Origin of the sequence: Komagataeibacter rhaeticus, assembly GCF_011611525.1 — a bacterium.
In the GTDB taxonomy this organism is placed as follows: Bacteria; Pseudomonadota; Alphaproteobacteria; order Acetobacterales; family Acetobacteraceae; genus Komagataeibacter; species Komagataeibacter rhaeticus.
On record NZ_CP050139.1, the window covers coordinates 897,331 to 910,545 of the forward strand.

A 13,215-nucleotide genomic window follows, 5' to 3' on the forward strand; every position below is an offset into this window, starting at 1 on the left:
CCGGGAAACACACCCTCATGTCTGAATCCGCTTCCTATCCGCGCGACCTTGTGGGCTATGCGGGCAACCCGCCCGACGCGAAATGGCCCGGCGGCGCGCGCATCGCCGTCCAGTTCGTGATCAATTACGAAGAGGGCGCCGAGAATTCGATCCTTCACGGTGATCGCGGGTCAGAGGCGTTCCTGTCCGAAATGGTGGGCGCGCAGTCCATTCCCGGCGCACGCGCCATTGCGATGGAAAGCCTGTATGAATACGGCTCGCGCGCCGGGTTCTGGCGGCTGCACCGCATCTTTACCCGGCGCAACCAGCCGCTGACCGTATTCGGGGTTGCGGCCGCCATGGCGCGCAATCCGCAGGCGGTGGCCGCGATGAAGGAAGCGGGGTGGGAAATCGCCTCCCACGGGCTGCGCTGGATTGATTACCAGCATGTGCCCGAAGCGGTGGAGCGCGCGCACATACAGGAATGCATCGCGCTGCATACAAAGCTGACCGGCTCACGCCCGCTGGGCTGGTACCAGGGGCGCACCAGCCCCAATACCGCACGCCTGGTGGCGGAGGAGGGTGGCTTTGTCTATGACGCGGATTCCTATGCCGATGACCTGCCGTATTATGACCGCAGCAACGGCCGCGCACAGCTGATCGTGCCCTATACGCTGGATGTGAACGACATGCGTTTCGTCGCTCTGAACGGCTTTACCGAGGGCGAGCAGTTCTTCAACTACCTGCGCGATACGTTCGATGAACTGTATGAGGAAGGGGCCGACAGGCCGCGCATGATGTCGGTCGGCCTGCACTGCCGTGTTGCGGGCCGTCCGGGCCGGGCACGGGCGGTGGCGCGTTTTCTGGACTATATTGCCACGCGGGAGAAGGTATGGGTGGCCACCCGGCTTGATATCGCGCGCCACTGGCTGCAGGTGCATCCGGCATGAGCGGCGTGATGGACCGGGTCAATGCCCTTTCCGCCGTGCGGTTTGTCGAACTGTTTGGCCCGATATACGAACACTCCCCCTGGATTGCCCAGCGCGCGTATGCCCATGCGCCCTTTGCCGACCCGCAGGCCCTGCTGGCCGCCATGCAGCATGAGCTGGCGCACGCAAGCGAGGATGAGAAGCTGGCCCTGATCCGCGCGCATCCCGAACTGGCGCAGCGCATGGGGGTGGACCCGACCCTGACCTCGGCATCCGCCGCCGAACAGGCTTCCGCCGGGCTGGACCGGCTGACGCCGGAGGAGTTCACCACCTTTCGCGCGCTGAATGATGCCTATCAGGCCAAATTCGGCATTCCGTTCATCATCTGCGTGCGGCGTTCGGACAAGCAGGGCATTCTGGACGGCATGAAAACCCGGCTGGAAAACACGAGTGCTGCCGAACAGCAGGTGGCCCTGGCTGAAATCAACAAGATTGCGGCCCTGCGCCTGACCGATGTACTGGCAAAGCTGGAGGCGGAGGCATGAGCACCCTTTCCACCCATGTGCTTGACCTTGTATCGGGCCGGCCTGCGGCTGGCATGGCGATCAGCCTGTGGGCGGGGCAGGACTGCCTGTTCCGTGGCGTGACCAATGCCGATGGCCGCTGCCCCGAACTGGGCCAGCAGACGGGCGCGATGCAGGCCGGGGCCTACCGGCTGGAATTCGCGGTGGCAGATTATTTCAGGGGGCAGGATGTGGTGCTGTCCGACCCGCCATTCCTTGATGTCGTGCCGATCGCCTTTGGCATGGCGCAGGTAGCGGCGGGGGAAAAGGGGGGGCATTACCATGTGCCGCTTCTGGTCTCGCCGTACGGGTTCTCGACCTATCGCGGAAGCTGACCGGCTTAAACGCCGATCAATCAGGGAAAGGTTTCTGGTGAAGCTTTTTTCAAAAAGCTTCAAGGAACGCTGCCTTTCCGAAAAAAGGCAGCACCCGAAAACTGTCATAGACAAAAAGGGCCGTGGCGTTTGATGCGCCACGGCCCCTTTTTTATCTTCCCCATGGCGGTCAGGCCACCATGGGGAAGGGCCGGATCAGACCAGCGCCTGCTTCAGGGCTGCGGTCAGGTCGGTCGTGCTGGCCTTGCCGCCCAGGTCGCCCGTGCGCACGGCGCCCGAGGTGATGACCTTCTCGATGGCCTTGTCGATGCGGGTAGCCAGATCCTGGCGGCCCACATGGGCCAGCATCATGTTCGCAGCCAGCAGCAGCGAGGTCGGGTTGGCCTTGTTCTGGCCCGCAATGTCGGGTGCGGAGCCATGCACGGCTTCGAACACGGCAGCCTTCTCGCCAATATTGGCACCCGGCGCCAGACCAAGGCCGCCAACCAGGCCCGCCGTCAGGTCGGACAGGATGTCACCGAACAGGTTGGTGGTGACAATGCAGTCATACTGCCACGGATCGGTCACAAGCTGCATGGCGCAGGCGTCAACGATGCGCTCGTTCACTTCCACGCGGCCTTCATATTCCTTGGCAACCTTGCGGCCTTCTTCCAGGAACAGGCCGGTCAGCAGCTTCAGGATGTTGGCCTTGTGCACCAGGGTCACGCGCTTGCGGTTGTTCTTGACCGCGTATTCAAAGGCATAGCGGACAATGCGGTTGCATTCCTTGCGCGTGGTGTAGCCCGCGCTGGTGGCGATGGCATGCGGGTCGTCACCATAGGGAATGTAGTTTTCCATCGCCGCGTAATACCCCTCAAGGTTTTCGCGGAAGATGACGAGGTTGATGTTCTCGAACCGGCCGCCGGGCACGATGGTCTTTGTGGGACGGACATTCGCAAACAGGCCGAACTCCTGGCGCAGTGTCACGTTGATGGACTTGAAGCCGCCACCGACGGGGGTGGTCAGCGGGCCTTTCAGCGCAAGGCCGGTGCGGCGGATGCTCTCGATGGTTTCCTTGGGGAGCGGGCTGCCGGTGGCGTCAAGTGCCGCGACACCGCCAAGGGCCTTTTCCCATTTGAAGGGCGCACCAACCGTATCCAGGATCTCGACAACGGACTGGACAATCTCAGGCCCGATTCCATCACCGGGAATCAGGGTAGCGGGAATTGTTTTTTCTGTAGACATTCTCGAACGTCTCCCTTTGTGCTTGCTACTGAAAAGCGTTTCAGCATGCGCACCGGCTTGGCGGACCCGGTTCGTTGCCGGGTGCCCCGTCGGAACTGGTTAAAAGTCCTAGGCCGCCCCGCCCCGTGTGACAATCGGGCCACGGGGCGATGGCCGTGGTTTTGCAGTCACATTATCCGGCGTTAAGGGGCGCGCAGGCGGCTTCCAGCCATGTGCGTGCCGAACTCTCAAGCTGTGGGGCGATCCTTTCAAGAACCCGCGCATGATAGCGGTCCAGCCATGCAATTTCGTCAGGTTGCAGCAGGGTTGCATCAATCAGCCGCCGGTCAAAGGGGGCATGGGTCAGCACCTCGAATTCCAGGAACGTGCGCCCCGCTTCCCCAATGGGGGATGGCTGTACCAGATGCAGGTTTTCCAGCCGGATGCCGAATGCGCCGGGGCGGTAATAGCCCGGTTCGTTGGACAGGATCATGCCGGCACGGAGCATGACGGGCCGGAAGACGGGGGCGATGGTCGCCGGCCCCTCATGCACCGACAGGTAGCTGCCAATGCCGTGGCCGGTGCCGTGGTCGTAGTCCAGCCCCCCGTCCCACAGGGCATGACGGGCCAGCGCGTCCAGCGCGTGGCCGGTCACCCCGGTGGGAAAGCGCGCCCGCGCCAGCGCGATATGCCCGCGCAGGACACGGGTGAAGGCGTTGCGGATATCAGCATCGGGCACGTCAGGACCGGTCCAGACGGTGCGGGTGATGTCCGTCGTGCCGAAGGGATACTGCCCGCCGCTGTCGATCAGGTAGACTTCGTTTGCCTGCAGCGCGCGGCTGGTCTCAGGTGTGACACGGTAGTGGATGACCGCGCCATTTGGCCCGGCACCCGAAATGGCGGGAAAGCTCTCGCCCCGGTAATCGGGGCTGGCCGCGCGGAAGCGGTCAAGCCGGTCTGCCGCCTCCAGTTCCGTGGTGCGGGTTGCGTTCCCCTCCAGCCAGTGCAGGAAGCGGCATATGGCCACGCCATCCAGCAGGTGGGCGTGGCGGCTGCCCTCCTGTTCGGTCGGGTTCTTGATCGCCTTGGGCAGCACGCACGGATTTTCCTTGCGGATGACCGTGGCCCCCGCATCCACCAGCGTCTGGATGAACCAGATGGCGTTGCCGGTCGGGTCCACCTGCACGCGCGCGGGTGCTAGGGCACGCAGGGTCTCTTCCAGCGCATCGGGGGGCAGCAGGGTCACGTCCGGCCCCAGCCACGCGCGCGTGGGACCGGACAGCTTGGCCGGGTCGATCAGCAGCGTGACATGCCCGGTGTCATGCACGATGGCAAAAGACAGGCTGAGCGGGGTGTAAGGCACGTCCTGCCCCCGGATGTTGAGCAGCCATGCGATGGAGGCCGGGTCACTCAGCACCAGCGCGCTGTCACCGGCACCGCGCAGGCTGGCCGCAAGGGCCGCGCGCTTGTCGTGGCTGGACTGTCCCGCCAGGTCTTCGGGCTGCGGCACGCAGGGCGTGCAGGGGGCGGCGGGACGGTCGGTCCAGATCCGGTCCACCGGGTTGGCGGGCAGGGCAACCAGTGCCAGCCCCGCGTCGCTGAAGGGGCGCAGCGCGCTTTCACCAATCAGGCGCGGGTCATAACCGATGCGCAGGCTGGCACCATGGGCCGCCAGCCATGCGGGCGGCGGGGTTTCACGGATATGCAGCCGTTCCCACACGCCAGCATCCACCTGCTGGTCCATCTGGGTGATGTAGCGCCCGTCGGAAAACACGGCGGCGCGGTCGGGCAGGATGGCGGCTATGCCGGCACTGCCGGTAAAGCCGGTCAGCCATGCCAGCCGTTCGGCACAGGGGGCGACATATTCGCCCAGGTGTTCATCCCCACGGGGCAGGATAAAACCGTCAACGCCCATCTGGCTGAGAACGGCACGCAGTGCGCTGGCTCGGTTGGGGGCAGGGGGCATGGGAACCATCCTTGGTCGGGGGTGAAAGATCAGGCGGGGGACATGATGCGGTAGAGGAACAGCAGGTCCATCCACCTTCCGTATTTCGTGCCGCATTCGGGCAGCAGGCCACCGTGCTGGAAGCCAAAGCGCTCATGCAGCCGGCGCGATGCGATGTTGGTGGAGGTGATGCCCGCTATCATGACATGCACATCGGCCTCCCTTGCCCGGTCCAGCAATGCCTGCAGCAGGGCGCTGCCAATGCCCTGGCGCTTGTACGCCGGGGAGATGTACAGCGAGTGTTCGACCGTATGCCGGTAGCCTGAAAAGGGGCGGAACGTCTTCCAGCTGCTGTAGCCCGCCACATGGCCATTGGGCGTCTGCGCCACCAGGACGGGGAAGCCGCTGGCCTGACTGGAATGCAGCCATTCCAGCCGGGTGGCGATGTCGGTCTCGTGCGTCTCCCACATGGACGTGCTGTTGCGGATGGCGTGATTCACGATTTCGACAATGGCCGGAATGTCCGCGTCCGTGGCATCGCGGATCAGGAGATCAGGCGTATCAGCCATGGGGCTTGCGCAGGATCAGCGTGCCCCAGTCCCCTTCACGCAGGTGGTGTTCCAGCACCAGCCCATGGCGGCGGTGGGCGGCCAGCACCATGCGGACCTGTGTGTTGAGCAGCCCCGCCAGGATGGCGGTGCCACCGGGCAGCAGGTTACGGGCCAGATCGGCCGCCATGGCGCAGAGCGGGCGGGCCAGGATGTTGGCGAATACCAGGTCATAGGGCGCATGGTGGCGGATGGCGGGCGTGGCCCAGCCATTGCCCAGATGGCACGAGACAAGGTTGCCCAGCCCGTTCATGGCGGCATTGCGCCGGGTCACGCGCACGGACCACGGATCGATATCGGTGGCCAGCACCGGCGTATGCAGCAGGGCGGCCGCCGCCATGGCCAGGATGCCCGAGCCGCAGCCAAGGTCAAGGATGCGGCGTGGCCTGCGACAGGCCACCATTTCCAGCGCGCGCAGGCAGCCGCGCGTGGACCCGTGCTCGCCCGAGCCGAAGGCGACCCCGGCATCCAGCGTGATGGTGATGCGCTGCGGGTTGGGCGCATCGTCCAGATGCGTGCCACGGATGGCGAAGCGCTGACCTGCAAGCTGCTCGGGGAAGGACTCGTAGGTGCGCGCCAGCCAGCCTTCGGCCTCGGTATGGGTGCGTTCGAGTTCGGCATCCACGCCGGTGGCAAGGGCTGCCATGATCAGGCCCGCGCGCAGTTCGTCCTCGCCGCTGCCGATGTCCTTCACACCTTCCACCCGCCACAGCGTCTGGCTGTCGTCCACTTCGAAAATGCCGATGGTGGCGCATACGGTGGAAAGGGCGGATTCATAGGCTTCCACCGCATCCGGCGGTACCGTGACCGATATGGTTTCCAGTTCTGTGGCGTGACGCCGGGGGGAAAGGCTCATTTATACCTGCTCAACAAATGTATCGATCACCCGCTTGGGGCCTGCTTTTTCAAACGCGACTTCCAGCCGGTTTCCCTCGACCGAGGTAATGGTGCCGTAGCCGAATTTCTGGTGGAACACACGCACCCCCACATTCATGCCCGACCGCGCGGCGGTGGGGGGTGTCACGTCATGTACGCGCCGCGTGGCCATGAGCGGGAAGGGCGTGCTGCCAAACACGGCGGGGCGGCCAGGGAAGGCACGCCGGCTGTTGGCGGTATCGCCGCGTGTCTCGACATGCTCGGCGGGCAGTTCTTCCACAAAGCGGCTGGGAATGGCGGACTGCCAGTTGCCGTATATGCGGCGGTTGGCGGCGTGGCTGATGATGGCCAGCCTGCGTGCGCGCGTAATGCCGACATAGGCCAGGCGGCGTTCTTCCTCCAGCCCCTTCAGCCCGCCTTCATCCAGCGTGCGCTGGGACGGGAAGACCCCTTCCTCCCATCCCGGCAGGAACACGGTATCGAATTCCAGCCCCTTGGCGCCGTGCAGGGTCATGATGCTCATGCTGTCGGCGCCGGACCTGTCCTCGGCATCCATGACAAGGGCGACATGTTCAAGGAAACCGCTGAGGTTTTCGTAATCCGCCAGCGAGCGGACCAGTTCCTTCAGGTTTTCCAGCCGCCCCGGCGCATCGGGGGACTTGTCGGCCTTCCACATGTCGATATACCCGCTGTCCTCCAGCAGGTGGTCAATGGCGACGACATGCCCCTCGCGCCCCAGCATCTCGCGCGTGGTGGCGATGCTGCGCATCAGGGCCGCAAGCTGGTCCTTCGCCCGGCCCCTGATCTCGCCCGCCGCCAGCATTTCCAGCACGGCCGCGGTCAGCGGCATCTGGCGCGCGCGCGCGTGCATGTGCATTTTCTGCAGGCCCGTGGTGCCCACGCCCCGGCGGGGCACGTTGATGATGCGCTCGAACGCCAGGTCATCGGATGGCTGGTTGACCACGCGCATATAGGCAATGGCGTCACGGATCTCGGCGCGTTCGTAAAAGCGCAGGCCGCCCACCACGCGGTAGGGCAGGCCCAGCGTGATCAGCCGTTCCTCGAACGCGCGGGTCTGGAAACCGGCGCGGACAAGGATCGCGATTTCGGCCATCGGGTGGCCATCGGCGCGCAGGCGTTCGACCTCGGCGCCGACCATGCGGGCCTCGTCGTCCGAGTCCTGCACCGAAATCACGCGCACCTTCTCGCCTTCCGCATCCTCGCGGCCGGGGTGGAGCGTCTTGCCCAGCCGTTCCTCGTTATGGGCGATCAGGCCCGACGCCGCGCCCAGGATCTGGCGGGTGGAGCGGTAATTGCGTTCCAGCCGCACCACGCGCGCGCCGGGGAAGTCGCGTTCGAAGCGCAGGATGTTTTCCACTTCCGCCCCGCGCCAGGAATAGATGGACTGGTCATCATCGCCCACGCAGCAGATGTTCGATGGCTGCCCGTCCCGATGGGCCAGCAGGCGCAGCCACAGGTACTGGATGGTGTTGGTGTCCTGATATTCGTCCACCAGGATGTAGCGGAAAAAACGGTGGTACTGCGCCAGCACATCGGGGTGCCTGCGCAGGATTTCCGTCATATGCAGCATAAGGTCGCCAAAATCGCAGGCGTTGATCTGCTTCAGGCGCTGCTGGTAGTCGGTATAGATCTCGGCACAGCGGCCATTGGCGAAGTCGGTATCCTCAGCCGCCGTGATGGCGTCGGGCACCAGCCCACGGTCCTTCCAGCGCTGGATCACGCCCATTATGGCCTGTGGCGGCCAGCGCTTGGTGTCGATGCGGTAGGGTTCGAGCACCTGCTTGAGCAGGCGGAGCTGGTCATCGGTATCAAGGATGGTGAAGCTGCTGGTCAGCCCGACATGCTCCGCATGGCGGCGCAGCATGCGCGCGCACAGCGCATGGAACGTGCCCAGCCACAGACCTTCCGCCGGTTCACCCAGCAGGGCGCTCACGCGCTCGCGCATTTCGCGCGCGGCCTTGTTGGTAAAGGTCACGGCCAGGATCTGGTTCGGGCGCGCCCGGCCCGAGAGCAGGATATGCGCGAACCGCGTGGTCAGCACCCGCGTCTTGCCCGTGCCCGCGCCGGCAAGGACCAGCAGCGGGCCATCCGTGGTCTCGATCGCATCCCGCTGTTCGGGATTGAGTCGGTTCAGGTAATCCGGCGCGCGGCCGGTTGGGATAAGGCTGTCCATGGCGTTATCTTCTATAGCAATCCCGGCGCGGGGGCACCAATGCTATCGGGTGCCCCATGAAATGGGGACACGACAGGAGGAATTGCGGTTGCAGAAGGGGGCGGGCATGAAAAAGCCGGTTGCAACGGGGCCGGGTGGCCACCGGGGGCGCATGCGCCAGCGCATCCGCGTGGCGGGCGCGCAGTCGCTGGCCGATTATGAACTGCTGGAAGTGCTGCTGTTCGCCGCCATCCCCCGCCGTGACACCAAGCCGCAGGCCAAGGCGCTTCTGGCCCATTTTGGCAGTCTTGAAGCCGTGCTGGAAGCCTCCCCCGCCAGTCTGCGCGCGGCGGGGCTTGGGCCGCGCGGGGTTGCGGTCATGGCCTGTCCGGCGCTGGTGGCCGGGCGGCTTGCCCATGCCGACCTGCGCGGGTGTGTGCTGTTTGCGGACATGGCGGCATTGCTGGCCTATTGCGACCGGCTGCCCAACCGGGACCCCGATGGTGTGCGCGTGTTCCATCTGGATTCAGCAGGCCAGTTGCTGGCGGATGAAGTGGTGCCGCAGGCGGCGGCAGCCGAGATGTGCCGTGCCATACTGGCCCGCGCGCTGGAACTGCATGCCGTCTCGCTTATCACGATGCGCGACACGGGTGCGGCGGTTCCCCCGCCGCAGGGCAGCATGGCGGACCAGCGCTGGGGGCGCATGCTGTACAATCATGCCCGCCTGATGGGGATGGACGTGCAGGACTGCCTGATCCGGGGCGGGGGCAGGACAGTCAGCCTGCGCCCCGTCCTGGTGGCCTGACATGACAGAAGCCTTCGGGGGCCGCCTTTTTTCGAAGAAGCGGCGTCCTTTGACGCTTTTTGAAAAAAGCGTCACCAAAAACTTTTCTATCTTCCAGACCGTTCCCTAGCTGTGGGGATGGGCTTCGGCTGCGGCAAACTGCTGGCTTATGGCCTCCAGCAGTTCGGACGGCTGGCTGACCAGCGCATCGGCCCCGGCTTCGGTCAGTTCTTCGCGCGTGCCATAGCCCCACAATACACCCAGTGCGCGGACATGGTTGGCATGGGCGCCACTAATGTCGAAGCGGCGGTCGCCGATCATCAGCGCATCCTCGCGCCGTATGTCATGCTCACGCAGCACGGCGGCGATCAGTTCGGGTTTTTCCGCACCGCTGTCATCCGCGCGCGCGCCGGACAGGCCATCAAAATACTGCACCAGGTTGCGCAGGTGCAGGATCCTGCGCGCCAGGTGGCGTGGCTTGGACGTGGCAACGAACAGCCGCACGCCCTTGGCGGACAGGGTCTCGATCGTCTCGCGCATATGCTCGAATACGGGGCTTTTATGCATGCCTTCCGATTCGTAATGCCTGCGGTACAGCGCCATCGCTTCGTGTACCCGGTCATCGCCATAATGGGCCAGGATATGGGCGATCAGTTCTTCCAGCGGCGGACCCACCACCCATGTCAGGTCGATCGACAGGTCAGGCTCATGCCCAAGGTCGCGCAGGACAGCGTGAATGGAGTCCACAATGCCATCGCGGGAGCGGACGATGGTTCCGTCCAGATCAAAGAGTACGGTATGGGATCTGTTGAAATGCATGCAGGTCTATAACCTCCCTTTTCTGTCTGCATCATGTACCATCGGGGCGGCTTTTGTCCTGAAATTGTTGGGAACGTAGCATTTTGCCCGATCACAGGCCGCAGGCCCCGGTTCCGGTTCCCCTGTCGGGAACGGTCAGCCGGGCGGATGACCATGCCTTTGTACAGCGGCTGATCCGCACGCTTGATCCCGCGCATCCCGCCCCCGACCGGCTGGCGGCGGACCTGCTGGCGCGCTTTGGCTCGGCGGGAATGATGCTGTCGGCGCATGTGGGCGCGCTGGATGAAGTGGCGGGCCGGGGCACGGTCATGCCCCCCCTGTTGGCCGTGGCGCGGGAGGCGGCGCTACGGCTGTATCGCGGCCGGGTGCGGCGCACGGACGTGCTGTCAGGCCAGGCGGGGCTGGAGGCATATCTGCAGGCCTGCATGGGCCATGAAGTGATCGAGCAGTTCCGTGTCCTGTTTCTGGACGAAGGGTTCCACCTGCTGGCCGATGAACTGATGGGTACCGGCACGGTCAACCATTCCCCCGTCTACCCGCGTGAGATCATGCGCCGCGCCCTGCGGCTGGGGGCGGCAAGGCTGGTGCTGGCGCATAATCACCCTGCCGGCAGGGCGGAACCATCGGGTGCGGATATCGAGATGACCCTGCGCATTGCCCAGCTTGGCAGGCTCATGCGGGTGGAGGTGCATGACCATATTATCGTGGGCAATGGCCGCACGCTCAGCTTCCGGGCGGCGGGTCTGCTTGGCTAGCGGGCTTATGCCGCGTCGTCTGCTGGTGGTGTGGCGAGTGGGCCAAGGGCGGCCTCCACCCCGAATTCCCCCGGCAGGCCGCCTGCGGGGAACAGCACGTTGACATGCCCCATCTTGCGGCCGGGCCGGGCTTCCACCTTGCCATAATGATGGGCCAGCAGGCGTGGGGCGGCCAGGATTTCGGGCCAGAGCGCCATGTCGTCGGGGCCGATCAGGTTTTTCATCACTGCATCGCTGTGGCGGATGGCGGGCGGCAGCGGCAGGCCGGTGACCGCGCGCACATGCATCTCGAACTGGTCCACGGGGCAGGCATTCATGGTCCAGTGGCCGGAATTATGGGGGCGTGGGGCAATTTCATTGACCCGCAGGCTGCCATCATGGTCCACGAACATCTCCACCCCCAGCAGGCCGATCAGGCCAAGGGCCGTGGCGATGCGTCGCGCCAGTTCCTGTGCCTGCGCCGCAAGGGCGGGGGGAATGCGGGCCGGGGCCAGGCTTATGTCCAGAATGCCGTTGCGGTGACGGTTCTCGGTCACGTCAAAGGTGCTGATGTCGCCACGCGCATTGCGCGCCACCATCACGCTGACCTCACAGGCGAAGCGCACCATGCCTTCGGCCACAAGCGGGTGGGGGCGCAGCGTGTCGAATGCGTGGTCCAGTTCCGCTGCACTATGGATGCGCGCCTGTCCCTTGCCATCATAGCCAAGCCGCGTGGTCTTGAGGATGAAGGGATAGCCCAGCGCGTCCGCCGCCCGGTCCAGATCGGCCCGGTTTTCCACCGCATGCCACGGGGCAACGGGAACGCCGTTTTCCCCCATGAAACTTTTTTCGGCGATACGGTCCTGGCTTATGCGCAGGATCGCACCCGCCGGATGCACCGGCCGGATGCCGGACAGCAGGTCCAGCCCGTCGGCGCTGATGTTCTCGAACTCGAAGGTAATGACATCCACCGCACCGGCAAAGCGGCGCAGGGCGTCATGGTCATCATACCGGCCCACGGTCACGCCATGGGAAACCTGGGCCGCCGGGCCATCGGCCTCGGGGGTCAGGACATGGGCGCGATAGCCCAGACGGGCGGCGGCGATGGCGGACATGCGGCCCAGCTGGCCGCCACCCACAATGCCCAGCACGCGGCCAGGGGGAAGCCTGTTCATCGGGTCGGCTCATCCGCGACCGATGCCGTCTGCATCGCGCGCCACGCGGCCAGCCTGTCCCCCAGTTCCGGATCGGCCAGCGCCAGAATGGACGCGGCCAGCAGGGCGGCGTTGGTTGCCCCGGCCCTGCCGATGGCCAGCGTGCCCACGGGAATGCCGCCGGGCATCTGCACGATGGAAAGCAGGCTGTCCATGCCCTTGAGCGCATGCGATTCGACCGGTACCCCCAGCACCGGCAGCGCGGTCCAGGCCGCGCACATGCCCGGCAGGTGGGCCGCCCCGCCCGCGCCCGCGATGATGACCGAAAGCCCCCGGCCCTGCGCTGACCTGGCATAGCTGGCCAGCCGGTCGGGCGTGCGGTGGGCGGAGACGATGCGCACCTCGTGCGCAACCTCCAGCCGGTCCAGCACCTCGGTGGCGTGGCGCATGGTTTCCCAGTCGGACTGGCTGCCCATGATCACCCCGATGCGTGGGGCGGCCGTGGAGGCGGGCGAGGGGGAAGGGATGGTCACGTTTGGCGTACTCTCGTCAGATATTCAGGCAATGCTGTCCGGGATCAGGCGGCTTTCCAGCCATGTAATCTCGTCTTTCAGCAGGAGCTTGCGCTTTTTCAGCCTCTGCAGCTGCAACTGGTCCGTTACCTGCAGGGCCATGCGGCTTATGACCGTATCAAGATCACGGTGTTCACTGCGCAGTTCGTGCAGCTTGCGAAGGAGGGTATCCCGATCTGTCAGCATGGCGGCTCATCTGTTAGGTGGGCATGTTACCATCCTAAGCATATCCGCCGCAAAAGGCGACATGCCGGGAAAAGGCGCCATGGCCTGCAATTTTAACATGGAATTCGCCCGCGCGTCTGGTCTAGCCTGATCGGGTTGCCGCACGAAACGCTGGAGGATTCCATGTCGTACGAAGCACGTATCAACAGCCTCAAGACCCGTCATGCCCGCCTCGATGCCCGTATCTTTGACGAGGATCGCAGGCCCTTGCCCGATGAGGGCGCCCTACGCCGCCTCAAGCTTGAGAAACTGCGCGTAAAGGAAGAAATCGAACGCCTGGCCCGGCTGGGCTGAACCCCGGTATCCGCCGCACCCG

The 13,215-nt window shown here is 65.0% G+C and carries 15 protein-coding genes; 6 read left to right on the forward strand and 9 right to left on the reverse strand.

Annotated elements, in window-relative coordinates:
- Nucleotides 1-17 precede the first annotated feature (17 nt).
- The 3 genes from puuE to uraH are packed head-to-tail and all read left to right on the forward strand — an operon-like array spanning nucleotide 18 to nucleotide 1,806.
- On the forward strand, nucleotides 18-929 hold the full coding sequence (gene puuE / locus GWK63_RS04145) for an allantoinase PuuE (protein ID WP_034931563.1): 912 nt from the start codon (nucleotides 18-20) through the stop codon (nucleotides 927-929).
- Complete coding sequence (gene uraD, locus GWK63_RS04150) at nucleotides 926-1,453, forward strand: 2-oxo-4-hydroxy-4-carboxy-5-ureidoimidazoline decarboxylase (RefSeq protein WP_039999392.1); 528 nt, start codon at nucleotides 926-928, stop codon at nucleotides 1,451-1,453. Before puuE ends, uraD begins: the two co-directional genes overlap by 4 nt.
- A complete protein-coding gene (uraH, locus tag GWK63_RS04155) occupies nucleotides 1,450-1,806 on the forward strand; it encodes a hydroxyisourate hydrolase (RefSeq protein ID WP_007399306.1) in 357 nt (118 codons plus the stop codon). The genes uraD and uraH overlap by 4 nt, the downstream gene beginning before the upstream one ends.
- Before the next feature lie 195 nt (nucleotides 1,807-2,001).
- On the opposite strand, the gene GWK63_RS04160 is transcribed toward uraH, so the two are convergent.
- The 5 genes from GWK63_RS04160 to GWK63_RS04180 all read right to left on the reverse strand — a co-directional run bounded on the left by GWK63_RS04160 (nucleotide 2,002) and on the right by GWK63_RS04180 (nucleotide 8,632).
- Nucleotides 2,002-3,030 carry an isocitrate/isopropylmalate dehydrogenase family protein gene (locus GWK63_RS04160; protein ID WP_007399307.1) on the reverse strand — a complete coding sequence of 343 codons (1,029 nt, stop codon included), beginning with the start codon at nucleotides 3,028-3,030 and terminating at the stop codon, nucleotides 2,002-2,004.
- Nucleotides 3,031-3,202: 172 nt separating this feature from the next.
- Nucleotides 3,203-4,975, reverse strand: coding sequence for an aminopeptidase P family protein (locus GWK63_RS04165; RefSeq protein ID WP_007399309.1), 1,773 nt, complete (start codon nucleotides 4,973-4,975; stop codon nucleotides 3,203-3,205).
- Nucleotides 4,976-5,004: 29 nt separating this feature from the next.
- Complete coding sequence (locus GWK63_RS04170) at nucleotides 5,005-5,523, reverse strand: GNAT family N-acetyltransferase (RefSeq protein WP_007399310.1); 519 nt, start codon at nucleotides 5,521-5,523, stop codon at nucleotides 5,005-5,007.
- Nucleotides 5,516-6,418, reverse strand: coding sequence for a 50S ribosomal protein L11 methyltransferase (locus tag GWK63_RS04175; RefSeq protein ID WP_007399311.1), 903 nt, complete (start codon nucleotides 6,416-6,418; stop codon nucleotides 5,516-5,518). The genes GWK63_RS04170 and GWK63_RS04175 overlap by 8 nt, the downstream gene beginning before the upstream one ends.
- A complete protein-coding gene (locus GWK63_RS04180; protein ID WP_112209913.1) occupies nucleotides 6,419-8,632 on the reverse strand; it encodes an ATP-dependent helicase in 2,214 nt (737 codons plus the stop codon).
- A 106-nt stretch (nucleotides 8,633-8,738) separates the two neighbouring features.
- Here GWK63_RS04180 and GWK63_RS04185 point away from each other — a divergent pair, with 106 nt between their 5' ends.
- Nucleotides 8,739-9,416, forward strand: coding sequence for a JAB domain-containing protein (locus tag GWK63_RS04185; protein ID WP_223846629.1), 678 nt, complete (start codon nucleotides 8,739-8,741; stop codon nucleotides 9,414-9,416).
- Between the two features lie 105 nt (nucleotides 9,417-9,521).
- Here the strand turns inward: GWK63_RS04185 and GWK63_RS04190 are convergent, their stop codons facing one another.
- Nucleotides 9,522-10,214: an HAD hydrolase-like protein gene (locus GWK63_RS04190; RefSeq protein WP_007399315.1), complete on the reverse strand. Its 693-nt coding sequence runs from the start codon at nucleotides 10,212-10,214 to the stop codon at nucleotides 9,522-9,524.
- 83 nt (nucleotides 10,215-10,297) lie between these two features.
- On the opposite strand from GWK63_RS04190, the gene GWK63_RS04195 reads away from it, so the two are divergent.
- The gene (locus GWK63_RS04195; protein ID WP_007399316.1) at nucleotides 10,298-10,969 is read left to right on the forward strand and encodes a JAB domain-containing protein; all 672 of its coding nucleotides are present in this window, start codon (nucleotides 10,298-10,300) and stop codon (nucleotides 10,967-10,969) included.
- 5 nt (nucleotides 10,970-10,974) lie between these two features.
- Here GWK63_RS04195 and GWK63_RS04200 read toward each other — a convergent pair whose 3' ends face one another.
- The 3 genes from GWK63_RS04200 to GWK63_RS04210 all read right to left on the reverse strand — a co-directional run bounded on the left by GWK63_RS04200 (nucleotide 10,975) and on the right by GWK63_RS04210 (nucleotide 12,860).
- The gene (locus GWK63_RS04200) at nucleotides 10,975-12,123 is read right to left on the reverse strand and encodes a 5-(carboxyamino)imidazole ribonucleotide synthase (RefSeq protein WP_034931576.1); all 1,149 of its coding nucleotides are present in this window, start codon (nucleotides 12,121-12,123) and stop codon (nucleotides 10,975-10,977) included.
- Complete coding sequence (gene purE, locus GWK63_RS04205) at nucleotides 12,120-12,578, reverse strand: 5-(carboxyamino)imidazole ribonucleotide mutase (protein WP_034931662.1); 459 nt, start codon at nucleotides 12,576-12,578, stop codon at nucleotides 12,120-12,122. The genes GWK63_RS04200 and purE overlap by 4 nt, the downstream gene beginning before the upstream one ends.
- Before the next feature lie 81 nt (nucleotides 12,579-12,659).
- The gene (locus GWK63_RS04210) at nucleotides 12,660-12,860 is read right to left on the reverse strand and encodes a YdcH family protein (protein WP_007399319.1); all 201 of its coding nucleotides are present in this window, start codon (nucleotides 12,858-12,860) and stop codon (nucleotides 12,660-12,662) included.
- A gap of 162 nt (nucleotides 12,861-13,022) precedes the next feature.
- On the opposite strand from GWK63_RS04210, the gene GWK63_RS04215 reads away from it, so the two are divergent.
- Nucleotides 13,023-13,193: a YdcH family protein gene (locus GWK63_RS04215; protein WP_083824484.1), complete on the forward strand. Its 171-nt coding sequence runs from the start codon at nucleotides 13,023-13,025 to the stop codon at nucleotides 13,191-13,193.
- Nucleotides 13,194-13,215 lie beyond the last annotated feature (22 nt).

Bases quoted from the DNA above. Each gene is read 5' to 3' on its own strand.
- GWK63_RS04215 (WP_083824484.1), top strand. From the start codon at position 13,023: ATGTCGTACGAAGCACGTATCAACAGCCTCAAGACCCGTCATGCCCGC.
- GWK63_RS04165 (WP_007399309.1), bottom strand. From the start codon at position 4,975: ATGCCCCCTGCCCCCAACCGAGCCAGCGCACTGCGTGCCGTTCTCAGC.
- GWK63_RS04160 (WP_007399307.1), bottom strand. From the start codon at position 3,030: ATGTCTACAGAAAAAACAATTCCCGCTACCCTGATTCCCGGTGATGGA.
- GWK63_RS04200 (WP_034931576.1), bottom strand. From the start codon at position 12,123: ATGAACAGGCTTCCCCCTGGCCGCGTGCTGGGCATTGTGGGTGGCGGC.
- GWK63_RS04180 (WP_112209913.1), bottom strand. From the start codon at position 8,632: ATGGACAGCCTTATCCCAACCGGCCGCGCGCCGGATTACCTGAACCGA.
- GWK63_RS04170 (WP_007399310.1), bottom strand. From the start codon at position 5,523: ATGGCTGATACGCCTGATCTCCTGATCCGCGATGCCACGGACGCGGAC.
- uraD (WP_039999392.1), top strand. From the start codon at position 926: ATGAGCGGCGTGATGGACCGGGTCAATGCCCTTTCCGCCGTGCGGTTT.
- GWK63_RS04190 (WP_007399315.1), bottom strand. From the start codon at position 10,214: ATGCATTTCAACAGATCCCATACCGTACTCTTTGATCTGGACGGAACC.
- GWK63_RS04210 (WP_007399319.1), bottom strand. From the start codon at position 12,860: ATGCTGACAGATCGGGATACCCTCCTTCGCAAGCTGCACGAACTGCGC.
- GWK63_RS04175 (WP_007399311.1), bottom strand. From the start codon at position 6,418: ATGAGCCTTTCCCCCCGGCGTCACGCCACAGAACTGGAAACCATATCG.
- uraH (WP_007399306.1), top strand. From the start codon at position 1,450: ATGAGCACCCTTTCCACCCATGTGCTTGACCTTGTATCGGGCCGGCCT.
- GWK63_RS04185 (WP_223846629.1), top strand. From the start codon at position 8,739: ATGAAAAAGCCGGTTGCAACGGGGCCGGGTGGCCACCGGGGGCGCATG.
- puuE (WP_034931563.1), top strand. From the start codon at position 18: ATGTCTGAATCCGCTTCCTATCCGCGCGACCTTGTGGGCTATGCGGGC.
- purE (WP_034931662.1), bottom strand. From the start codon at position 12,578: ATGGGCAGCCAGTCCGACTGGGAAACCATGCGCCACGCCACCGAGGTG.